Origin of the sequence: Nocardia speluncae NBRC 108251, assembly GCF_001613245.1 — a bacterium.
Taxonomy (GTDB): Bacteria; Actinomycetota; Actinomycetes; order Mycobacteriales; family Mycobacteriaceae; genus Nocardia; species Nocardia speluncae.
The window spans coordinates 61,919-83,316 of the sequence record NZ_BDBZ01000039.1 but is presented as its reverse complement, the minus strand read 5'-3'; the positions used below and the strand labels follow the sequence as shown (position 1 = coordinate 83,316).

Sequence of the window (21,398 nt, the reverse complement as noted above, 5' to 3'; positions counted from 1 at the left end):
GCCCCCGAGCCCGGCCGGGTGTCATTGATCTGATGGGATCGCCGCGGTATCCACCACACGGACCTCGCCGACACCCGGGATCGTCCGTGTGATCGCCGCCAGCACCCGCTGCTCGGCCTCGTCCGCACAGATCCCGCGGATAGTGACATTCGAGTCGACCACCTCGACATCCCACTGCCGGTGACTGCCCGAATAATCCTCGAGCAACGAATACACCCGCGCCTCGAGCGCCTGCTCGTCCCGTGCCAGCGCCCGCAACAGGTCCCGGCGAGCCACGATGCCGACCAGCACACCGGCCTCCACGACCGGCACCGACCGCCGGTGGTGATCGAGCATGACCTTCACCATCTCGGGCACCTCCGTGGTCGGCTCGACCACGGACACCGGAGTCGACATCGCGACCTCGACGATACCGGCCTCCCGCCCGGATTCGATCGCGGCCATCGCATCGGACTCCGACAATATGCCCACCACACGCTCTCGCTCGTCGACGACGGGCAGCGCGGCGAAACCATGGCCGGTCAGCAACGCCACAGCGTCGGTCAATGCCGTGTCTCGCCGCACCGTAACCACCGGTCGGCTCAGGATATCGCGTGCACGCATTCGAGATCACCTCATTGCAGGCTGATCAGTTCAAGGGCCGGCCGATGCCGTCGAAGCCCTCGCTACCGCTCGACACCACGGGGCACCGGTCTGTCTCCAGGCTCGTTGCCGGTCAGTGCCACCGCCAGTGCGCAAGTACCTCATCACAGGGACCTAAGTCAGTCCGGAGCCACATGCGGCGCCGCAGCCGCCGGCAACAAGGAGCGCCGTGCGGAATCACGCTCACGTGATCGCGGGCCGTGGGCGGGGACCTTCGCCCCTGTCGACCGGCCGGCCACCGGGGCACAGTGAAAGCATCGAGCCGACTCCCCTGCGGCCCAGGAAGTAGCTGACCATGGGTTCTCGCTCATCGCATATGACTCAATCGGACCTGTTCACCTGGAGCATGGAACAGGACCCGATGCTGCGCTCGACGATCGTGACCGTGTTGCTGCTGGACACCGAACCCGACTGGGCGAAACTGGTCCGGACAATCGACCGTGGAACCCGGGTCGTACCCCGCTTCCGCCACACCCTCTGCCCCGTACCACTGAGCCTGGCACCTCCGCGCTGGAAGCCGGACGAGGACTTCGACCTGTTCTGGCATATTCGCCGGGCCACCCTGGCGCGCCCGGCAGATATTGCGGCCGTCCTCGAATTCGCCCGCACCGAAGCCATGACCGCGTTCGATCCCGCCCGGCCATTGTGGAAATTCACCCTGTTGACCGGCATGCCCGGAGGTAAATGCGCCGCCGTACTCACCGTGCACCACAGCCTCACCGACGGCATCGGCGGTATCCAGATCGCTGGAGAAATTCTCGATTTCAGCCGTGAGGGAACAGAACGCGACCCGATAAAGGTCAGCAACGAACCCGGCATGGGAACCCTCGCCGATATCGTGGCCTGGAACTGGGCCACCGGAAGCAGTCTTCTCACCGGAAGCCTCACCCGCACACCGAAGCTGATGCGATCCCTGGCCGACCCGATCGGCACCGTCCGCGGCAGCGCCACGCTGGCAACCTCGATTCTGCGGCTCGCCAGACCCGTCACCACCACCCTGTCACCGGTCATGACCGACCGCAGCCTCGGCCGGCAACTGACAGTCCTACAGTTCCCCTTGAAACAGTTGTCCGACTCCGCACTCGGAGTGGAATGCACCCTCAACGACGCCTTCCTCACCGCGCTCGTACTGGGACTACGGCAATACCACGCCCGCTACGACGCACCGGTCGACCGGCTGCGCCTGACGATGCCGATCAGCCTGCGCACACCTGACGATCCGATCGGCGGCAACCGCATCACCCTCGCCAGATTCGCAATCCCCGCCGACACCGACAATGCGCTCAAACAGATGTGGCAGGTGCATACCCTGGTCGAACGGTGGCGGCGCGAACCAGCGATCCCGTTGTCCAACACGGTGGCCGCGGTGTTCAACCGCATGCCGAGCGGAGTACTCGCGGAGATGCTGAAACACGTCGACTTCGTCGCCTCCGACGTACCCGGATCACCGATCCCGCTCTACCTCGCCGGCGCCGAAGTCGAGCACGTCCACGCCTTCGGCCCCACACTCGGCACCGCCTTCAACGCCACACTGCTGTCCCATCTCGGCACCTGCCATATCGGGTTGACCATCGACACCGCAGCCGTACCCGACATCGCGGATTTCGTCGCGTGTATCGACTCCGGCTTCCGGAAGGTCCTCGCGATCGGCTCTCGGTCCGACGACCGGGTAAGTCCACCGTGACTGCCCCCACCGGTCCAGGAGGAATACCGTGCCGGTGCCGATCAGTGACCATCGCCCCCGCGGCGCAGGCGAATGGGCCATATTGCTGCCGCGAGCCGCCCGGAAGACTCGGGTACAAAGCTGACAGCAACCATATGAGCCGGGCCCGCAATTGTGACGCTCGGTTCGTGCGGTCGATGACTTCATCGAGGGAAAGGAACCGACATGGACTGGCCTACCGCCGCCGTGGTAATCGCGGTCGTGCTCTCGGTCACCATTGTGGTGACCACCATGCTGTCGATCAGGAAGCCCTGACCATCGACCGCACGGCGGGTATAGGCGGGCCTTGGACCGTGACGTCGCCCGTTCACGATGACTGGGCGGGGTCCTCGGCTGCACGGCCTCCGAACAGGAAGTGACGTGCTGCCCGCCGTTGGCTCGCGTGCAGGTCCTCGCTGGTGACCACGTGCGCATCCGGTCCGGGGAAGATCAGCGCCCGTCCTCCGGTTTCGATCCAATGGACCAGGTAGGGCGGACCGCCGTCGTGCCCATGGACCTCTTCGATGAGTCCGCGCTGGATGCTGCCGCCCACTGATCCGCATTCGATGACCAGCCAATCCCCGACCTGCGCTCGCATCGGATCGGTCCCCTCTCGTGTCCATCGAAAAAGCTGCTACGGAATCCACGATCCCCTGGGCATGGGCTGTTCCCTAGTGCCGGCAGTCCACATTCCCGGCGACTTTCGCCCTGAGCTCATGGTCGAGGTGGTGCAACCGTACGGGCCGAGCGAATCGGATATCAGCTGTCTGCAGCGGGCGCATCGGAGTTCGGCCACAGCCGAGAATTGCCGGGTACGTGGCGCAGAGCGAGGGCCTGGACAGAGGCCTGCAGCGCACGTCGTGCGGGATACCGATCCGCCGCCCCGACAAGCCGGCCTGCCGCGGAACCTGCGTGCAGGTAACCGCTGCGTGACGGCGCACCGGCGGGGCTGGAGACACCGGGACGAAGGTGGGCCTCGGAAAGAATGGGGAGTAGGTACACCCCGGTGATCGCAGCAACCACCGCGCCCCGCAGCAGCGCTCCCACCACCGCGGTGATCGTTGCCGCCGTGACGGTCATCGCGGTGGTGGCCCGCACCGGCTGCACGACGGCGGCGACGAAGACAGCTGTACCCATGATCCAGGCAACGGCGTTGGCCCAGATCCACAGCACAGCCTCATCCGACCACCGCCGCAGGACAAACCATTGGCCGACACCCAGCGCGAACGTCACCGACACCATCCCCGCGACTACGAGCGGAACCTGACCGACGGCAGACATGGCTCCCACCTTTTCCCCGTAGACGACGACCAGCGCGATCACCGACCACTCCACAACGCCGGCCGCTACCGAGGCCCCGGTCCACCGGCGGACAGGGAACGCACTCAGCCATCGGCGCAGAGCCACAGCCTGCGCGACGGCCAGTACCGCTGCGCCCGCGGCACCGGCAGGCACCATCATCGCCGCCGGACTCCACGGGTCCGCGGGGTCGACCATCATCGATAAGGTGAGCACCGGAATCGCCCACGCGGCGGCAGCCCCCACCGTCACCATTGCCGACCACCCTCGGCGCAACTCGGCTGCCGAGCCACCGAATCCCAGGTCGGCTCGAACACGAGATGGTGCCTCGCCTGCGGGGGATAGCCGGTCACGAGTGTGTGGCGGATCGTCGCGCCGCTCGTCTGCTTCCATATCGTCGTTCCCTCAGTTGTGGTGAAGGGTGATGAACCCGATACTTCGCCCGCCGGTGTTGTCGGCACAGAAACCAACGTCACCGATACGACTGCCGAAGGGAATCGCGAACACCCTTCACGATCGGGACTTCGGGCCTCGCCGGCTGCGGTACGTGCCTGTCCCGCCTTGCGTGCACAGGGATATCAGTGGGCTCGGTCGCGGCTCTACCTCGGGCCTCGGTAGCCGCCGGCGCAGTCGGCTGCTACCCGGGGGTGATGAGGAATTCGGTGCAGCTTTCGATGGTCGCCAAACGTGGGTAGTCGTCCTCGTCGATGCGGCGGCCGCTGCCTGCAGCGAGTCGTTCGACGAAGGTGAGGAAATCGATCGAGTCGAGTTCGAGGGTGCTGCGCAATGGCTGGTGTTCGTCGAGTCCGGTGATCTCGTCGTAGGTGGCGAAGCCCTGCAGTGATCGGCGTACCAGGGCGGCCGCGTCGGCACGCGAGGTGATTCCAGCGGTCATGATCTACAACTCCTCCGGGTGCTGTAAGTAGTCGGTGAGGCGGTGCAGGAACCGCGCACCCACGGCTCCGTCGCTGGCCCGGTGGTCAGCGGACACAGTCACGGTCACCTGCGGGCGGACTCCCACCAGGCCGGCCACCGCGCAGGGGCGTTCGGTCACCGCACCGAAACCGACGATCGCGACCTGCGGAACCGGGATCACCCCGAACACCGCGTCCGCACCGAGATCGCCGAGATTGGTCACGGTGATGGTGGCCTGGGTGGTGTCGTGAGAGCGTAGGCGGCCGGTCCGGGTCCGGCCGACCACCTCACGCATGGCGTGCATCATCTGCGCGGGCGAGAGCCGGTCGGCGTCGGGGATGGTCGGCACCAGGATGCCGCCCTCGCGCAGCGACACCACTGTGCCCAGATGGACATCCGACGCGGTCTGGAACTGTTCGTCGATCCAGAATCCGTTGAGTTCGGGAACGGCGCGCGCGGCGCGGGCCACCGCGCACAGCAGGAACGCCGAGACCACGATACGGTCCGGCACCGGTGCCTGTTCGTTGATCGCGTGCAGCGCTCGGGTGGCTTTTTCCATGTCGACGGTGCTCGACAAATAGTAGTGGGGCACAGTGCGTTTCGAGCGTGTCATCGCCGCAGCGATCAGCTGCCGAGCGGCGGCCGGGTCGTGCGGCGGCCGCTCTCCGGTTTTCTCGGTTTCCTCGGTTTCGACCGGAATGGTCTGCGACGCCGGTGAGTCACCGGGATCGAGTGCCGCGTGCGCAAGGGGAGGAAGGTCGCGTGCGCGTACCGCGCCGTCGGGTCCGGTGCCGGTGAGCCCGGCCGGCTCGATCCCCGCTGTGTGTGCCAGGCGGCGCGCGTATCCCGATGCGGGCCCGGTATACGGTTTCGGCGCGGTGGCCCCGGCAGCGCCTGAGTGGTCGGCAACGCGGGCCGGGGGCGCGGGATGGTCGGCGGGTGGACGGCTCGGCGGGGGCGGTGCAGTTGCGGCGGCTTTGACACGATCGATATCGGCGCGCATGACCCGCCCGCCGGGGCCGGTGCCGGCGACAGCAGCGATGTCGATACCGGCCTCGGCGGCGAATTTCCTGATCAGAGGTGTGGCGCGATGGTCGTGTTCGGCCCCGTCGCTGCGCGGCGGGGTGGCGCTGTGGCCGGGTGACGCGTAGGCGGTCGACGGCAGCCGACGGGGCGCTCCGGGACCGGTGTCGGATGCCGGCTCGGCATCACCACGTGCCGGTGCCGTGGCCGGGGTGGGTTCTGCGGTGGGATCGATGGTTGCCAGCGGTGTTCCGACAGCCACGGTGGCGCCCTCGGGCACGAGGATTTCGGTGAGGATACCGTCGTCGAAGCTTTCCACCTCGATGGCTGCTTTCGTGGTGTCGATCTCGGCGACGATGTCTCCGGTGTGCACCCTCTGGCCGGGGCGCACGAACCAGTGCAGCACTGTTCCCTCGACCATGTCCGCACCCAGGGACGGCATCCGGAACTCGGGCATCTCAGCTCACCACCGCGTGCACGGCCTCGACCACCGCCGCCGATGAGGGCAGGGCAGCCTCCTCCAGCCGGCGGGCGTAGGGGATCGGCACATCGGCGGTGCATACCCGGCGGATCGGTGCGTCCAGCTCGTAGTAGGCGTGTTCGATGGTCGTCGCGGCGACTTCGGCGGCGATCCCGACCCGGCCCCAGCCCTCGTCCACGATCACCAGCCGGTGGGTGCGGCCCACCGAGCCCACGATCGTGTCGGTGTCGAGCGGTCGTAGTGTCCGCAGATCGACCACTTCGGCGGCAATATCGGTTTCGGCGAGCCGGTCGGCGGCGGCCAGCGCGGTATGCAAGGTGCCGCCGTAGGCGACGACGGTGACATCGCTACCCGGGCGGGAGATCGCGGCAGCATCGATACCGATATCGGTGACGGTGTCCGGGGCGGGAAGTTCACCGCTGCTGTTGTACAGCGCGATCGGTTCGAAGATCACCACCGGGTCCGGGTCCTGCAGTGCCGGCCACAGCATGGCTCGGGCATCGGTCACCGTCGCCGGTGACAGGACGCGCAATCCGGGAAGGTGGGCGTAGAAGGCTTCGAGGCTGTGGGAATGCTGGGCCGCGAGCTGGCGTCCGGCGCCGGTGGCCATGCGGATGACCAGCGGCACACCGATCTGCCCGCCCGACATATGCCGCAGCGTGGCGGCGTTGTTGAGGATCTGGTCCAGGGCGAGCAGGCTGAAGTTGCCGGTCATGATCTCCACGATCGGGCGCATCCCGGCGATCGCCGCGCCGATACCCGCGCCGACGAAGGCGGATTCGCTCAACGGGGTGTCGCGGATGCGGCGCGGCCCGTAGGCGTCGAGCAGGCCGCGGCTGACGCCGAAGCAGCCGCCGTAGGCGCCCACGTCCTCGCCCATCAGGAATACCCGCTCATCGCGGTCCAGCGCCTCACGCAGGGCTTCGGTCAACGCCTGCCGGTAGGTGGTCATATCCGCTCCGCGTACACGTGGCGGGTCAGGTCGGTGACGGGTTCTTCGGGAGCGTTTTCGGCGGCGGTGATCGCCGCGTCGATTTCGGCGTCGATCGATGCCTGCAACTCCGCATACCGGTGGTCGTCGATGAGTTCGGCAGCACGTAGTTGTGCGGCCAGGCGCGGGATGGGGTCGCGGGCTTTCCACTGGTCGATCTCGGTCTTGTCGCGGTAGCGGTCGGCGTCGTAGAGCGAATGCGCCCGGAACCGATAGGTGCGGAATTCCAGGAAGCAGGGTCCTGCCCCGCCGCGGATCATCTGTATCGCGCGTTGCGACGCCGTGGCCACGGCGTCGGCATCCATCCCGTCCACCGGCCACGCCGCCATACCGTAACCGGCGGCGCGCAGGGCGAGATCGGTGTTGGCGTGTTCGCGGCGCAGCGCGGTGCCCATCGCATATCGATTGTTCTCGCACGCGAAGAGCAGCGGCAAGTGCCACAGTGCAGCCAGGTTCGCGCATTCGTGGAATTCGCCTTCGGCGAAGGCGCCGTCACCGAACAGGCATACGGTGACTCGGGGTGTGCCGGCCATAGCGTCGGCCAGCGCGATCCCGACCGCCAGAGGCAACCCGCCGGCGACGATAGCGTTGCCGCCGTAGAACCGTCGCCCGGCGTCGAACAGGTGCATGGAGCCACCGCGGCCGCCGCTGCAGCCGGTGGTGCGGCCGAACATCTCCGCCATCACCGCCGCCATCGGTATGCCACGTGCCAGTGCGTGTCCGTGCTCGCGGTAGGTCGATACCACTGCGTCGTCGGCGCCGAGTTCGCCGAGCAGGCCCGCGGCGACGGCCTCCTCACCGATGTAGAGATGTAGGAACCCCCGGATCTTCTCGGCGCTGTAGAGCTGGACACAGCGTTCTTCGAAACTGCGGATGCGCAGCATCTGCTGCAGCAATCCGAGCCCGTCCCCGGGGTCGGTGTGGTCGAGTTCGGCCGGGTGTTCGGTGATCGTCACGGCAGCGCCTCCAGGGTCGATACATCGCCTTCGGGAAGTCCGAGTTCGCGGGCGCGCAGCAACCGCCGCATCACTTTGCCGCTGCGGGTGTGCGGGAGGCTGTCGACGAATTCGATGTCTTTGGCGGCGACCGCGCCGAGCGCGCGTCGACCGAACGCGATCAGCTCGTCGCGTAGGGCCTCGGTCGGTGTGTGGCCGGGGCGCAACAGCACGAACGCCTTCACCAGTTGCCCGGCCAGGGAGTCCGGGACGCCGATGACGCCGGCTTCAGCGACGGCCGGGTGCGCCATCAACGCGCTTTCCACTTCGAACGGCCCGACCAGATGTCCCGCGGATTTGATGACGTCGTCGGCGCGGCCGACGAACCAGTAGTAGCCGTCGGCGTCGCGGCGAGCCAGGTCACCGGACAGATACCAGGGCCCGGCGAAGGCTTTCTCGTAGCGTCGCGGCTGCTGCCAGTACTCGCGGAACATCGACGGCCAGCCGGTGTGCAGCGCCAGCTCGCCGATCTCGTCGATATCGGCGTGGACGATGTCTCCGTCGACCATTGTGGGGCCGTCGGGGCCGCGGCGCGCGATCGTGGCGTGCACACCCGGTAGCGGTCGGCCCATGGAGCCCGGACGGACCTGTTCGGCCGCGAGATTGGCGATCATGATGGCACCGGTCTCGGTCTGCCACCAGTTGTCGTGCACAGGCCGGCCGAATGCGCGCTGTCCCCACACGACGACTTCGGGATTCAGTGGCTCACCGACGCTGGCGATGAAACGCAGGCGTGACAGGTCGGTGCCCGGTGGCATGTCCTGGCCGTGGCGCATCAGCATGCGCAACGCGGTGGGCGCGGTGTACCAGACCGTGACCTGCTCGGCTGTCAGGACGTCATACCAGCGGCGGGTGTCGAATTCGGCCTCGTCGCTGATCAGTGTGGCGCCCAGGCTCAACGGCGCGATCACACCGTAGGACATCCCGGTGACCCAGCCGGGATCGGCGGTGCACCAGAACACGTCGCCGCCCCGTAGGTCCAGGGCATAGCGTGCGGTCACCCGATGCGCCAGAACCGCATTGTGCACGTGCACGGCGCCTTTCGGTGTTCCTGTGGTCCCGCTCGTGAAGTGCAGCAGCGCCGCGTCCTGGGGATCGGTGCGGACGATGGTGTAGTCGGGTGCGGCCGCGGCCATGGCCGCGTGGAGGTCGACGACTCCACCATCGAGGTCTCCCCCGGGCTCCGAATCGGTGATCAGAACATGGCGCAGCTCGGGCAGTTCCCGTCGGATCGGCGCGACTTTGCGCCGATAATGGGCGCGGGTAGTGACAAGCACCTCGGCACCGGCGAGGGCCATGCGCTGGCGCACGGGTTCGGGGCCGAAGGCAGAGAACAACGGCGAGACGATACAACCGGCCTTCCAGGTCCCGAGAGCAGCGATGTACAGCTCCGGGCTGCGTCCGAGCAAGGTGCACACACGCGTGCCACGGCCGACGCCGAGCGTGTCCAGGACACCGGCGAACCGATTGCTCGACGTCGCCAGATCCGCATAGGACAGGGTCACCCGCCCGCCGGTGGCGCGGAGCCAATGCAGGGCCGGCGCGGCGGCCCGCGGAGTGTCCAGGTGGCGGTCGACAGCTTCGTGGGCGATATTGACCGCGCCGCCGGGCAGCGTGGCGAGTTCGCCGGCGGCGGTGTCCCAGTCGAATTCCGTGCAGGCATGGCGGTAGTCGGTGAGATTGGCCTGCGCACGCAGGGCGGGCGGCTTGTCGATGGGCGGCCAGCAGGTGGGCGCAGTCGCTGCGCTGCCGTGATGTACCGAGTTCATACCATCCTCCGTGACCGGTCGGGCAGGGTCCGGGTTATCGGTGGCTGCGATCTGCCGGCCGGGTGCTGTACCGGTGTTTCACCAAGGCCCCGGTCGCAGCGCGCGGTAGACGACGGGCGATATCGGCTTCGGTAACGATCCCGACCGGGCGCCCGTGGGCAAGGATCGGTACCCGGCGGAGCCGGTGTCCTCGCATGGTGGCCACCACGTCGTCGACATGTTGATCTGCCTGTGCCGTGACCACGGCGTGGGTTGCGAAGGCCTCGACGGGGGTACGCTGTGCGTCGAATCCGTCGGCCACACAACGCAGCACCAGATCGCGATCGGTGACGATTCCGGTGACTGTCCCCGTGGTGTCGACCACCAGCAGTGTCCCGACGTTGTCGGCGCGCATCCGGTGTGCGGCCGCCGCCACCGATTCCCCGGCGCCGATGCTGTGCACACCGGCGTGCATCAACGCGCGAGCCGTATCGGCGATCAGCCGATTGCGCACCTCGACGACACCGTCCACCGCGGCGACCAGAGAACCGATCAGACCGATCATGGCCGCCTCGACCGCACCCCTCAGCGTGACGACACCAGCGTGTACTTCGACCGAGACCGCGGTCGGTGGCAGCCACAACGCGCGGTGCACAACGTCGTCCTGGATCAGCTCGGCCAGCTCTTCGTCCGGGCGTAGGTACACGGCGAGGACATCTCTGCGGCCGACGATCCCGACCATAGCGCCCTCGGGGTCGATGACCGGTGCGCAGCGAAGGTCGTGGCGTGCCAGGATGGCCGCGGCCGCCGATACCCGAGCATCGGACATGACCGTGATCACCGGGGCGGTCATCAACTGTGCGGCAGTGAGCGCTTCGCTCTTGCGCGCGAACGTCTTCTTCCACAGCACCGCCCATACGGTGCCCGTGATCGGGCCACCGAGGCGGGACTGCCTGGCGAGCAGGTCGGCTTCGGTCACCATTCCGATGCACTGGTGGCGGGCGTCGAGGACGGGTACGCCGCTGATTCCGTGCTGGGTCAAAAGTTGCACGATGTGATGGAACGGTGTGTCCACATCGACGCTGACGACATCTCGGGTCATCACGTCGGCCACAGTTGTGTGCCTCATCGCGCGGCTCCTCTCTGGCGTCCGGGCGCTCCGGTGCGGTTCGTTCCGGGTGGTGTCACAGCGGCTTCACCATGTGAGTGAGGGGCCGGCGGGGGGTGACCGGCACCGAGGGGGCGCGGGTCGAGGCCCAGCCGACGCGGAGGACGATCTGCGGGTAGCTGCAGTCGTGCAACACTTCTGTGCGCACCTGCTCGCGGGTGTCGCCGATCTCGAATGGTTCGGACAATGGGCAGGTTGCCAGACCCAACTCGGTGGCGGAAAGCAGTACGGCGCTGGTGGTCTCGCCCGCCTGTAGCCGCGCCAACCGGTCATCGGAACGCGTGTGCACCAGCAACAGGTGCGCACCGTCGATCGTGTCGTCGACCACCTGCTGCATGGTGGGCCCGCGGAATTCGCGGGTGAGCGGGTCGGTGGCCGCGACCGCGTTGCGGGCGGGGACACCGTCGGCGGTGGCGTAATGGCCGCTCCACCGCGACAGTTCAGCGCGGTAGCCGTCATCGTGATGGTGCCGGTCGGCCGCGCGAGTGAACGCCTCACGCAATACGCGGCGCTGCCGCTCCTCGGTCACGTCCAGCGCGTCGGCCCCCTCGTCGGTGGCAGCGGCGAGCAACGTGGCGATATGGCCTGAGGACACCTGCCATGAGGTGACCCGCCGGCGGTCGGTGTGTCGCCGGTTGATGGCGCCCGCCAATTGCAGGACCTCCGAATCCGGTGCGGCTCGGACGAACTCGATCGACGCCAGATGCTGCGGATCGTCCGGATTGGGCAACCTGTGCACAATCGTGCGCCAACCGAGCGAATGCGCGGCGATCCGAAAATGATGCAGTACCGCGCCGCAGCTGAGCAGCAGGTCCCGGGAGTCCGGGTCGGTGAACGGCAGGTGCCGGCTGGGGTCGGCATACAGGTGGGCCGTGCTGCCGCCCAGGCGCCACAGCCAGGGCTGGCTGTTGTGCACCGACGGCGCCCGGCTGGCCAATGCCAGCGCCGAGTGGACGGTTTCGGGGCCCGGTACGCTGCTGCCGGTCATCGTGGAAGTTCCTTCCGGTCGGGTCGAAGTTCGTACCGCAGCCCGCGGCTCGGGTGGGGGTCGAGTTCAGGAGACGTCGGCCAGATCCAGGGTCCGACCGGCCGTGGCGCCGCCGTCGCAGACGAATTCCGAGCCGGTGGAAAACGTTGCCTCGGTGACCAGGAACCGCACCATGGCCGCGACCTCGTCGGGTTCGCCGAACCGGGGCAGCGGTTGATAGGCGGCGGTGGACTCGGACAGCACGGCGGTCATCGGGGTGTGGATCGGTCCGGGGTGCACCGAGCACACCCGCACATTGTCGGGTCCGAGCTCGAGCGCCGCGGCTTTGGTGACCCCGCGCAGCCCCCACTTGCTGGCCACGTAGCCGCCGACTCCCGCGTATCCGATGAGGCCGGCGGTCGAGGACATATTGACGATCACCCCGCCCCCGGCGGCGCGTATCGCGGGCGCGCACACGTGCATACCCAGCCACGAACCGTAGAGGTTGACATCCACGACATGGCGGAACATGGCGGGCGATTCTGCCTCCACACCGGCGAAATCGACGATGCCGGCGTTGTTGATCAGCACTGCCGGCGGCCCGTAGGTGGCCTCGGCGTCACGGAGCGTCTGCCGCCATTGCGTCTCGTCGGTGACATCCAGTACGTGGAAGATCGCGGCGTCACCCAGGCGGTCGGCGAGCTCACGGCCTTCCCGCTCGAGGATATCGGCGACCACGACACCGAAATCCTCCTCGGTGAGCGACCGGACGACGGCCGCACCGATACCGCGTGCGCCGCCGGTGACGATCGCACTGCGACCCGAGAGCGAATCCATGTCGGCAACCTCCCTCGCAGGGGCCATTGGAGTTCCAAGCTTCGTCCCGCCCACTACGGTGCGGACACGGGCGAAAGTCACTTCTTCAGCTCTCCTACGACCCCGCCGCTTTCCGCTGTTCTGCGCGGTCCTCGCTGCGTACCGCGCCGACAATGCCGTGGCGGCGCAATCCGGGATCTCGCTGAGGATTACCTGAGGTCAGTGCGGGACAGGTGTGGCTCGATCCGCGATCTGCTCGGGCCGGGTTGTCACGGCCGTGGCAGCCGCTGCGGGCTCGGCGCTGTCTGCGGTGGATCGGACCCGCTGCGCCAGGTTGTGGAACTGGCGTGCCTGCATGATCAGGTGAGCGGGTTCCCCGAACAACCGGTCGAACACCGCGGTGACCGCGCGGGGCCCGTCACGGCCGACGGTGCGCACCACCAGCCGAGTCTTGTTTCCGGGCAATTCGCGCAGGTGAAAGCCCCATAATCCGCGGGCGAACGCGCGTGGGTCGGGTTCGGCCGGGTCGAGGGGCCGACCGCTGGGCAGCGCGTAATCACTGCGCAGCACCAACGTCGACGGATACCCGGCCACAGCGACGGTGAAATAGACGCTGCCGTCAGCGGTTGCACAGATCCGATCACCGGCGCGCAGATTCTGCCATTGCTCGACGATCTCGGTAGCGCTGGCCCGGCCATCGTTGTCCAGCTGGTCCCAGCTGTACCAGCCGGCTCGGTCCGCACCCATCTGCACCAGCCACGGCCACACCGCGGTCGGCGGGCCGGGCAGGGTCGTCGCCATGGTCGACCGCGAACACGGCCGACTGATCAGCTCGTCGCCGGGATAGGTTGCCGCCACTTCCTCGTCGGTCGCACCCCAGCGCAACATATGCTGCCGCAGCAGCAGCGCTACCGCGGCAGCGGCGGCCGCGGCGGTAATCGATAAGACGGATGAACGCATCGATGATTCCTTCTTGCTGGAAAGAGCTGTCCTTGTCTGTCCCGGGCGCGGGACCGTAGCTGTACACGGCCTGGCCGAGGCACCGGCGGCGGCCGGTTGTCAATCCGTACTGTGCGACAGCGGTGCCGGTGTCGTAGTGCGCACGTCGAGCAGGTTCGCGATGACATCGGGGTGGCCGGGATTGGTGCCATGGGTCACCAGAGAAGCCGATGCCGCGGCGATCCCCAGTTCCATCGCGTCCATCGTGTCGAGCCCGCGCGTGAATCCCACAGTCAGGCCCGCGACCATCGCATCGCCGGCACCGGTGGCGTTGGCGACCGCAACCGGTGTCGCCGACACGGTCTCCCACCAGTCCCGGCCGACGACGAGTGCCCCGTCGGCACCGAGCGATACCACCACGAGCTCGCTGACGCCACCGGTGATCAGTTCCCGTGCCGCAGTGATCCGGCTGTCACTGTCAGGTAAGGGGTGGCCGACATAATGGGCGAGTTCGCGTGCGCTCGGCTTCACCAGATATGCGCCGTGGCGCATCTGTCGAAGCGCCTCCCCGGAGGTGTCGAGTATGAACCGGCTGCCTGCCCGAGCCACCCGCGTGGCCAGCGCTTGGTAGAAGTTGCTGGGCACCCCGGGTGGCAGACTTCCGCTTGCCACCACGTACTGGGCGGGGCGTGCCGCGTCGTTCGCGGTGTCCAGGCAGCGGCTCCACTCGGACGGGGTCAACGTCGGGCCGGGGAAGACGAACCGGAACTGCCGGCCGGATTCGTTGTCGGTGACCGAGAAGCTTTCCCGCGTCGACCCGTCGATCGAGATGATCCGGCACGGTACTGCGGCATGTCCGAGCAGCTCTTCCAGCACTGTTCCGGTGGGGCCCCCGACGGGCAGCACCGCCAGCACCGGTTCACCGAGTGCGAGCACTGTCCGGGCGACATTGATACCGCCGCCGCCTGGATCCGTCCGCGGCTGTGCGCAGCGCATCTTCTCCGTCGCTACCACCCGGTCGGTAGAGGTCGACAGGTCGATTGTCGGGTTCATTGTCACCGTGACAATGGGCGCCACCATCGCGCCTCCTGCACACGTAGGCCTGCGTCGGAGATGCCGGACTCACGCCGGGTTTCCCGGCGGTTCGGTCGAGCGGCGGGCTCGCTTACTCGCCCTTCTTCACCTGGACCTTCTTCGCTTCGCTGGTCGGTTCGGCGACGGGCACCAATACAGTCAAGATGCCTTTCGCGTAGTTGGCTTCGATCGCGTCCTCGTCTGCGCCCTGAGGCAGGGTGACGGTGCGGACAAAGGAGCCGTAGCTGAATTCCGACCGGCCCTTCTCCTCGTGTTTTTCCGAGCGTTCGGCCTTGATGGTCAGTTGGCCGTCCTGTACGGAGATCTCTACGTCGTTGTCCGGGTCCACGCCCGGGATCTCGGCGCGGACGACGTAGTGGCCGTCGTCGACGGTGTCCTCGACCCGCAGCAGGTGGGTGCCGAACATCGATGCCAGGCCCGCGGCCGGAGCCAGTGAGTTCCAGACGTCGGTGAAGTCGGGCAGCAGCGAATGCTGTTGGCGGTGTGCAGGGATGAGGCTCATTACTCCTCCTGATCAATGGGTTGTCGGGTGACACTGTTCGATTCCACGCCGCCGCGACACGTGCGGTATAGGGACAGCGGTCACCTCTGGCAGAGACTCAGGTCGCCGCCGCCGAGGACCGGCCATACCCGGGGCCGGGGCTTTCGGGGTCGAGGTCGAATACCGACTCAAGCGGCAGACGCGGGGTACGCGGAGGCGACGGCGCGGTGGCCTGCCCGATACGAACCAGGACCTGGGGGTAGTCGAGACCCAGCAGGTCGCTCACCATTGCCCGCACCGACGGGGCTTCGGTGACGTGGGTCAGCGTGCAGGTCGCCAGCCCTTCGACCGTGCACTCGAGCAGGAGCTGCGATAACGCCCGTCCGCATTCGAGGAGGGATTCCACGGTGTCGTTATCGCTGGAGAGCACGACGATCGCGGCACGGTCCTCGATCGAGAGGTGCGTGGCCGCGTCGGCGGCACCGACCGGGAACATCCGGCCTGTCGCTACCTTCTCCGCCGCCTGGGCTGTCGCCCGGGCAGACGCAGGGATACCGGCATAGGGCCGCCAGGTGTCGCCGGCCCATCCATGCAGTTCGTCCTGATATCGGGGATCGGCGCGGCGCAACGCGGCCGCCGTGTCCGAGATCCGGTTCAGATCGCGGTGCTGAGACCGGTCGAGCACCCGCAGATGGGTGCCGAAGTTGCGGCACAGTGTCCGCAGGACCACCTCCAGACCGATCCATTGGAAGGGCGCAGTGAACGGCAGCCGATCGGTACAGCGGGTTTCGATCGCCGCGCCGAGCAGCTCATCGGCCTCCAAGGGTGCATGACGGCCACGAAACGACAGCGACGCCAGATGCGACCGGTCCAGGGGGCCGGGGAACACCGACACCTGCATTTCCCACCCCAATGCGGCGCCTGCTACCTGAGCGTGATCGAGTGCGGCGCCGCAGGCGATGATCCCTTGCCGGTTGAACGCATCGGTGTAGGGCAGCAGACGCCGATCATCGATATACAGCCGCAGAGACGCCCCGTTCCATGTCCACCGCCACGGCTGACTGTTGTGCAGCGACGGCGCACGGCACGCCCTGGCTACAATCTTGCGCACTGTCTGCACATCGGGTTTCGCGGCGACCATATTCCTCTCCTCGTCGCAACCGGGCGACTTTTCCCCTCCCAGAGTGGCCGTCTACAGGCGAATCCGGCCAGAGCCCACCGGCCTGTGTCGTCGGCCGAGCAACGCAATCGCGTCCTGAGAACCTGTGACCTTCGGACATGCCGTTCGTCCCGCCGAGTCCCCAGGCCGGTGACCCGGCTGTGTAGCTGACCACCTCGGTCTCATGTCGAGGGCCGCCACGGCGCTGACGCGGGTGGCCGGGATGCCGGTGCCGGCCGTGGCCTTCCCGGTGGTGGTGTCCTGGCTCCCGGCACCGCCGACCCCGGATACAGGGGGCTACGGCCCACGCCACGCCGGAAAGGTCCTAGGTCCCAGCGGCTCAGGCACGACGACACTGACCCGGAGGCCGGCGTATCGACCACGCTGGACCCATGCCCAGGCAGACTCCGCAGTGCCCGCCGACCTCGGCGAGGGTTGCCGCCGAGCCCGAGAGGACCGGTCATGCCGCTACCTCATGATCCGCTGGCCCCCGCGATCAACACGGCACACAAATGGCTGCGTGCGGTCACCGACGATCTGGGCACCTACGACCGCAATTTCGCACACCGCGCGCTGCGCGCCTGGCTGCACACCGTGCGCGACAGTGTCGGTGCCGGCACCGCGGCGCGACTTGCGGCCCAATTGCCGGAACTGTTCCGGGGTGCCTTCTACGAGGGCTGGGTCCCCGACGAGGTGCCCCACCCGCACACCGTGGAGTCGTTCCTGACGCAGTTCGCCGGCGAGGCCGGCGTCTCCGCCGACGAGGCCGCTGCCCTGCTCGGTGCGGTCACCGAAGCACTGAGCCGGCTGTTCTCCACCGGGCAACTGGACCGGCTCCTGGCCGAACTACCCGCCCCCTTACGGCGGCTGCTCACCGCCGAGTTGCTCAGCAGCACAGTCGCCACCGGCACCGACAAGCAAGGGAGTCGATGATGGGCGCCTATGTCGCCGCGTTCGATCAACTGTGCCTGGCCGACGCCGACGAGGCCGGCGGCAAGGGCGCCAACCTCGGTGAACTCGTCGCCGCCGGCCTCCCGGTCCCGCCGGGATTCGTTGTCCTGCGTTCCTGCTACGAGCAGATCGTCGCGCAGGGAGCACGCGGCGCCGAACTCGCGGCGCTGCACGCCGAAGCACTCGCCGCCGCGGCGGCGGCCGATTCCGTCCGGGTGGACGAGCTGTGTCAGCGCATGCGCGAAATCGTGCGCGCCTGCACTCTCGATACCGAAGCGCGCTCGGCGATCGCGGCCGCCTACCGTTCACTCGGCAACCGCGCCGACGTGGCAGTGCGTTCCTCCGCGGTCGGCGAGGACAGCGCGACCTCCTCGTTCGCGGGCATGAACCTCACCCGTACCAACGTGCGTGGCCAGAAAGAGCTCGTCGAGGCGATCGTCGACTGCTGGGCCTCGCTGTTCAGTCCGCGGGTACTGACCTATCGCGCCCGCCGCGACATGCAGGCCACACCGGCCATGGCAGTGGTCGTGCAGACGATGGTGCAGGCCCGCCGTGCGGGTGTCGCGTTTACTGCCGACCCGGCCACCGGCCGCCGGGACCGCATCGTCGTCGACGCAGCCCGCGGCCAAGGCGAGGTCGTGGTCTCCGGGACCATCCAACCCGACACCTACCTCCTCGATACCGAAGGGCCCCGCCTGCTCGAACGCCGGCCCGGCCACCAGGATTTCGCCATTATCGCCGGCCCTGGCGGCGACCGCCGCATCGAACTCAGCGAGGAAGACAAGACAGCACCGGCACTGACGGAACACGAAGCCGTCGAGGTCGCCCGGCTTGCCCTGGCCGTACACCACCATCACGGCAACCGGCCACAAGATGTCGAATGGGTCTACGACGAGGACGGACTCTGGCTGGTCCAAGCCCGGCCCATCACCACCCTGCCCGAACCCCACCCTGTTCCGGACGCTCCCCCGTCGGCAACAGTGCTCGTCCGCGGACTTGCCGCCGCACCCGGCACCGCAGACGGGACCGTACGCGTACTGTCCGCACCGGAACAAGGGACCGCGCTTGCGCACGGCGAGATCTTGGTCGCGCCCATGACCAACCCGGACTGGCTGCCCACCATCAGCCGCGCCGCCGCCGTGGTGACCGATAGCGGGGGAATGACCTGCCACGCCGCGATCGTCGCCCGGGAACTCGGTGTGCCCTGCATCGTCGGCGCCCGCACGGCCACCACCACGCTCACCGACGGCGACACCGTCACCGTCGACGGCTCCACAGGAGAAGTCCGCGCCGGCGCACAACCCCACACCACGGTGGTCACCGAACCCCACACCGCTGGCACCGCCCCGGCAGCAAGCCCGGCTACGGCCACCAAACTGTATGTCAACCTCGCGCTGCCCGAAGCCGCGCAACGCGCAGCCGCCGCCGACACCGACGGCGTCGGGCTCCTGCGCGCCGAGATGCTGCTGACCCGTGCCCTCGACAACCGCCATCCCCGTGAAGTGATCGCCCGCGGCGAACAACATGTGTTCCTCGACCGCATGGTCGATGCGCTCACCCACATCGCCACTGCATTCGCCCCGCGCCCGGTGATCTACCGGGCCACCGACTTCCGCAGCAACGAATTCCGCGACCTCGAAGGCGGGGCCGGCTACGAGCCGCGGGAACACAACCCGATGATCGGCTACCGCGGATGCTATCGCTACACCCGGGAGCCGGAAGTGTTCGAGCTCGAGATGAGCGCCTTGGCCGAGGTCCGGCAACGAACCCCGAACCTGCACCTGATGCTCCCGTTCGTACGCACCCGCTGGGAACTGGAAGCATGCCTGGACCTCATCGATTCCGGCTCGCTGCGCAATCAGCGCGGAATGCACCGCTGGGTTATGGCCGAAGTGCCGTCGATTGCCTACTGGCTGCCCGAATACGTCGGCCTGGGCATCGACGGGGTTTCGATCGGCAGCAACGACCTCACCCAACTGACCCTGGGAGTCGACCGCGACTCCACCGAGTGCGCACCGCTGTTCGACGAATCCGACCCCGCAGTGCTGGACGCGATCTCCACCATCGTCGCCGCCGCGCGCACGTCGGGGATCACCTCCTCGTTGTGCGGGCAGGCGCCGTCGAGAAACCCCGACTTCGTCGAACACCTGATCCGGATGGGCATCACGTCGGTCTCGGTCACCACTGATGCCGTCCTCGCGACACGACGCGCCATCGAGGCCGCCGAACGGCGGCTACTGCTCGATCACGTCCGTGCGACCGGCCGATGACGGGTAACCTCCGGCGCCGCGCCGGGCATACGCGCAACAGACAGGACCTGGACATGGATCCAGCGGTCGAACTGCGGGAGACACACACCGGGATCGTTATGCTCTGCGGGGACCGGGTATACAAGGTCAAAAAATCGATCACCACCGACTTTCTCGACTTCGCCACGACGCAGCAGCGGCAACGCGCCTGTACTCGCGAGATCGAACTGAACCGTCGGCTCGCCCCCGACATCTATCTCGGGCTGGGCCATTTCACTCAGCCCGGCAAAGCACCGGACGAGCCGGTGATCGTCATGCGCCGCCTCCCCGAACACACCCGGTTATCGCGTCGGCTCAGTGACCCGGGGGGCGAGCCCGTCGACCTCACGGCCCTGGTCGATGTGCTGGTGGACTTCCACACCACCGCGCGACGAGGACCCGAGATCGACCGGGCCGGCACCGCCGATGCGCTCTGGGGCCGGTGGACCGTCCTGCTGACAAGCATGCGCCACCGGCCACCCGAAATCCTCGACCCCGCACTGCTCCACACCATCGACACACTGGTCCGGCACTACCTGACCGGCCGGCAGCGCCTGTTCGAGGACCGTATCGCCGCGGGGCGCATGGTCGACGGGCACGGCGACCTGCTCGCCGAGGACATCTTCGAACTCCGCGACGGGTTCCGCATCCTCGACTGCCTCGACTTCGACGACGATCTGCGGTTCGTTGACTGCCTCGACGATATCGCCTTCCTCGCCATGGACCTCCAGTTCCTCGGCCACCCCGAATACGCGGCCGATCTGATCCAGACCTATCAGCGCCGCGCCGCAGACACCGCCCCGGCCTCGCTGGCCGATCACTACATCGCCTACCGTGCGCTGGTCCGCGCGAAAGTCGACGCCATCCGCGCCGGCCAAGGGGACACAGGAGGCGGTGACCGCGCACACCGGCACCTGCAGATCGCGGTCGAGCACCTGCAGGCATCGGCGGTGCGGCTGGTCCTCGTCGGCGGACTACCCGGCACCGGTAAATCCAGCCTGGCCGCCGGACTGGCGGAACACACCGGTGCCGTGGTCCTCTCCAGCGACACGGTGCGTGCCGAATTGCGGGCGGCCGGCGATATCGCCGGGGATAGCGGCGCCTACGGTCGCGGGGCCTACTCACCCGAGAACAAGCAGCGTGTCTACACCGAACTGTTGAACCGCGCACGAACACTGCTGGACTCGGGTCGATCGGTGATCCTCGATGCGAGCTGGGGCGACGCCACCGAACGGCGCCGCGCTCGAGCCCTCGCGCACCGGACCTGGGCTCGTTTCGCGGCGCTACGCTGCGTCTGTCCGGCACCTGTGGCCGCCGACCGCATCCGCCGCCGCAGGCACGACCCCTCCGAGGCCACGCCCCGCATTGCCGCCGCCCTGGCCGCCGCGGCGGACCCGTGGCCGGAAGCAACCGATATCGACACCGGCAACCGACTGGATACTGCGGTGTCGACTGCCTGCCCGGTATGGGACGCTCTCGCCGACGACACCGACCATTCGGAGCCTGCACAGCCTCCTGGATCCCCGCCTGCACAGCCTCCCCGCTCGTCCGATGCCGCCGTCACCGGGCCGGTCGCCGAGAGGTGGGCACAGCGTCTGCTCTCGAAAACCGGGCGAGGGCCGGCTTGATTCTCCCCGCCCGATTCCGACGTCCGCCTCGATCGAGTCCGCCACCGTTGAGGACCCGGAGATTCCGGAGACACGGCGACTGGACGTGGCCTGCTGTCACACCCGGCGGT

General features: G+C 67.8%; 19 protein-coding genes. 4 read left to right on the top strand and 15 right to left on the bottom strand.

Features of this window, described 5'->3' with window-relative positions:
• Positions 1 to 21: 21 nt before the first annotated feature.
• On the bottom strand, positions 22 to 603 hold the full coding sequence (locus NS6_RS29290) for a CBS domain-containing protein (protein WP_068048610.1): 582 nt from the start codon (positions 601 to 603) through the stop codon (positions 22 to 24).
• 334 nt (positions 604 to 937) lie between these two features.
• Between NS6_RS29290 and NS6_RS29285 the strand changes: the two genes are divergently transcribed.
• Positions 938 to 2,326 carry a wax ester/triacylglycerol synthase domain-containing protein gene (locus NS6_RS29285; RefSeq protein ID WP_068048607.1) on the top strand — a complete coding sequence of 463 codons (1,389 nt, stop codon included), beginning with the start codon at positions 938 to 940 and terminating at the stop codon, positions 2,324 to 2,326.
• A gap of 346 nt (positions 2,327 to 2,672) precedes the next feature.
• On the opposite strand, the gene NS6_RS29280 is transcribed toward NS6_RS29285, so the two are convergent.
• The 14 genes from NS6_RS29280 to NS6_RS29215 all read right to left on the bottom strand — a co-directional run bounded on the left by NS6_RS29280 (position 2,673) and on the right by NS6_RS29215 (position 16,403).
• Entirely contained in the window at positions 2,673 to 2,942 is a 270-nt protein-coding gene (locus tag NS6_RS29280; RefSeq protein WP_068048604.1) for a DUF1918 domain-containing protein, read from the bottom strand.
• Between the two features lie 161 nt (positions 2,943 to 3,103).
• A complete protein-coding gene (locus tag NS6_RS29275; protein ID WP_068048601.1) occupies positions 3,104 to 3,898 on the bottom strand; it encodes a hypothetical protein in 795 nt (264 codons plus the stop codon).
• A 382-nt stretch (positions 3,899 to 4,280) separates the two neighbouring features.
• Positions 4,281 to 4,538: a hypothetical protein gene (locus NS6_RS29270; protein WP_068048598.1), complete on the bottom strand. Its 258-nt coding sequence runs from the start codon at positions 4,536 to 4,538 to the stop codon at positions 4,281 to 4,283.
• Between the two features lie 3 nt (positions 4,539 to 4,541).
• A complete protein-coding gene (locus NS6_RS29265; protein WP_068048597.1) occupies positions 4,542 to 6,038 on the bottom strand; it encodes a dihydrolipoamide acetyltransferase family protein in 1,497 nt (498 codons plus the stop codon).
• A gap of 1 nt (position 6,039) precedes the next feature.
• Positions 6,040 to 7,014: an alpha-ketoacid dehydrogenase subunit beta gene (locus tag NS6_RS29260; RefSeq protein WP_068048595.1), complete on the bottom strand. Its 975-nt coding sequence runs from the start codon at positions 7,012 to 7,014 to the stop codon at positions 6,040 to 6,042.
• A complete protein-coding gene (pdhA, locus tag NS6_RS29255; RefSeq protein ID WP_371859374.1) occupies positions 7,011 to 8,009 on the bottom strand; it encodes a pyruvate dehydrogenase (acetyl-transferring) E1 component subunit alpha in 999 nt (332 codons plus the stop codon). The genes NS6_RS29260 and pdhA overlap by 4 nt, the downstream gene beginning before the upstream one ends.
• Positions 8,006 to 9,817, bottom strand: coding sequence for an acetate--CoA ligase (gene acsA, locus NS6_RS29250; RefSeq protein ID WP_084471514.1), 1,812 nt, complete (start codon positions 9,815 to 9,817; stop codon positions 8,006 to 8,008). Before acsA ends, pdhA begins: the two co-directional genes overlap by 4 nt.
• Positions 9,818 to 9,851: 34 nt before the next feature.
• Positions 9,852 to 10,925, bottom strand: a complete 1,074-nt coding sequence (locus NS6_RS29245; RefSeq protein WP_068048594.1) for a CBS domain-containing protein — start codon at positions 10,923 to 10,925, stop codon at positions 9,852 to 9,854.
• Between the two features lie 55 nt (positions 10,926 to 10,980).
• Positions 10,981 to 11,952: an Acg family FMN-binding oxidoreductase gene (locus NS6_RS29240; protein WP_068048591.1), complete on the bottom strand. Its 972-nt coding sequence runs from the start codon at positions 11,950 to 11,952 to the stop codon at positions 10,981 to 10,983.
• A 66-nt stretch (positions 11,953 to 12,018) separates the two neighbouring features.
• Positions 12,019 to 12,768 (bottom strand): SDR family NAD(P)-dependent oxidoreductase, encoded by a 750-nt coding sequence (locus NS6_RS29235; RefSeq protein ID WP_068048588.1) that lies wholly within the window; start codon positions 12,766 to 12,768, stop codon positions 12,019 to 12,021.
• 198 nt (positions 12,769 to 12,966) lie between these two features.
• The gene (locus tag NS6_RS29230) at positions 12,967 to 13,707 is read right to left on the bottom strand and encodes a hypothetical protein (protein WP_068048583.1); all 741 of its coding nucleotides are present in this window, start codon (positions 13,705 to 13,707) and stop codon (positions 12,967 to 12,969) included.
• Between the two features lie 99 nt (positions 13,708 to 13,806).
• Positions 13,807 to 14,766 carry a 1-phosphofructokinase family hexose kinase gene (locus NS6_RS29225; RefSeq protein WP_210746791.1) on the bottom strand — a complete coding sequence of 320 codons (960 nt, stop codon included), beginning with the start codon at positions 14,764 to 14,766 and terminating at the stop codon, positions 13,807 to 13,809.
• An 85-nt stretch (positions 14,767 to 14,851) separates the two neighbouring features.
• Entirely contained in the window at positions 14,852 to 15,283 is a 432-nt protein-coding gene (locus NS6_RS29220) for an Hsp20/alpha crystallin family protein (protein ID WP_068048580.1), read from the bottom strand.
• 97 nt (positions 15,284 to 15,380) lie between these two features.
• A complete protein-coding gene (locus NS6_RS29215; protein ID WP_068048577.1) occupies positions 15,381 to 16,403 on the bottom strand; it encodes an Acg family FMN-binding oxidoreductase in 1,023 nt (340 codons plus the stop codon).
• A 480-nt stretch (positions 16,404 to 16,883) separates the two neighbouring features.
• Here NS6_RS29215 and NS6_RS29210 point away from each other — a divergent pair, with 480 nt between their 5' ends.
• From NS6_RS29210 to NS6_RS29200, 3 genes are read left to right on the top strand one after another with little or no spacing between them, the layout of a single operon-like run.
• The gene (locus NS6_RS29210) at positions 16,884 to 17,354 is read left to right on the top strand and encodes a DUF2267 domain-containing protein (protein ID WP_068048574.1); all 471 of its coding nucleotides are present in this window, start codon (positions 16,884 to 16,886) and stop codon (positions 17,352 to 17,354) included.
• On the top strand, positions 17,354 to 19,642 hold the full coding sequence (gene ppsA / locus NS6_RS29205) for a phosphoenolpyruvate synthase (protein WP_157113010.1): 2,289 nt from the start codon (positions 17,354 to 17,356) through the stop codon (positions 19,640 to 19,642). Before NS6_RS29210 ends, ppsA begins: the two co-directional genes overlap by 1 nt.
• 53 nt (positions 19,643 to 19,695) lie before the next feature.
• A complete protein-coding gene (locus tag NS6_RS29200; RefSeq protein ID WP_084471527.1) occupies positions 19,696 to 21,288 on the top strand; it encodes a bifunctional aminoglycoside phosphotransferase/ATP-binding protein in 1,593 nt (530 codons plus the stop codon).
• The last annotated feature ends 110 nt before the right edge of the window (positions 21,289 to 21,398 follow it).

Coding starts and splice junctions, on each gene's coding strand:
- NS6_RS29290 (WP_068048610.1), bottom strand. CDS start 603: ATGCGTGCACGCGATATCCTGAGCCGACCGGTGGTTACGGTGCGGCGA.
- NS6_RS29285 (WP_068048607.1), top strand. CDS start 938: ATGGGTTCTCGCTCATCGCATATGACTCAATCGGACCTGTTCACCTGG.
- NS6_RS29280 (WP_068048604.1), bottom strand. CDS start 2,942: ATGCGAGCGCAGGTCGGGGATTGGCTGGTCATCGAATGCGGATCAGTG.
- NS6_RS29275 (WP_068048601.1), bottom strand. CDS start 3,898: ATGGTGACGGTGGGGGCTGCCGCCGCGTGGGCGATTCCGGTGCTCACC.
- NS6_RS29270 (WP_068048598.1), bottom strand. CDS start 4,538: ATGACCGCTGGAATCACCTCGCGTGCCGACGCGGCCGCCCTGGTACGC.
- NS6_RS29265 (WP_068048597.1), bottom strand. CDS start 6,038: ATGCCCGAGTTCCGGATGCCGTCCCTGGGTGCGGACATGGTCGAGGGA.
- NS6_RS29260 (WP_068048595.1), bottom strand. CDS start 7,014: ATGACCACCTACCGGCAGGCGTTGACCGAAGCCCTGCGTGAGGCGCTG.
- acsA (WP_084471514.1), bottom strand. CDS start 9,817: ATGAACTCGGTACATCACGGCAGCGCAGCGACTGCGCCCACCTGCTGG.
- NS6_RS29245 (WP_068048594.1), bottom strand. CDS start 10,925: ATGAGGCACACAACTGTGGCCGACGTGATGACCCGAGATGTCGTCAGC.
- NS6_RS29240 (WP_068048591.1), bottom strand. CDS start 11,952: ATGACCGGCAGCAGCGTACCGGGCCCCGAAACCGTCCACTCGGCGCTG.
- NS6_RS29235 (WP_068048588.1), bottom strand. CDS start 12,768: ATGGATTCGCTCTCGGGTCGCAGTGCGATCGTCACCGGCGGCGCACGC.
- NS6_RS29230 (WP_068048583.1), bottom strand. CDS start 13,707: ATGCGTTCATCCGTCTTATCGATTACCGCCGCGGCCGCCGCTGCCGCG.
- NS6_RS29225 (WP_210746791.1), bottom strand. CDS start 14,766: ATGGTGGCGCCCATTGTCACGGTGACAATGAACCCGACAATCGACCTG.
- NS6_RS29220 (WP_068048580.1), bottom strand. CDS start 15,283: ATGAGCCTCATCCCTGCACACCGCCAACAGCATTCGCTGCTGCCCGAC.
- NS6_RS29215 (WP_068048577.1), bottom strand. CDS start 16,403: ATGGTCGCCGCGAAACCCGATGTGCAGACAGTGCGCAAGATTGTAGCC.
- NS6_RS29210 (WP_068048574.1), top strand. CDS start 16,884: ATGCCGCTACCTCATGATCCGCTGGCCCCCGCGATCAACACGGCACAC.
- ppsA (WP_157113010.1), top strand. CDS start 17,354: ATGGGCGCCTATGTCGCCGCGTTCGATCAACTGTGCCTGGCCGACGCC.
- NS6_RS29200 (WP_084471527.1), top strand. CDS start 19,696: ATGGATCCAGCGGTCGAACTGCGGGAGACACACACCGGGATCGTTATG.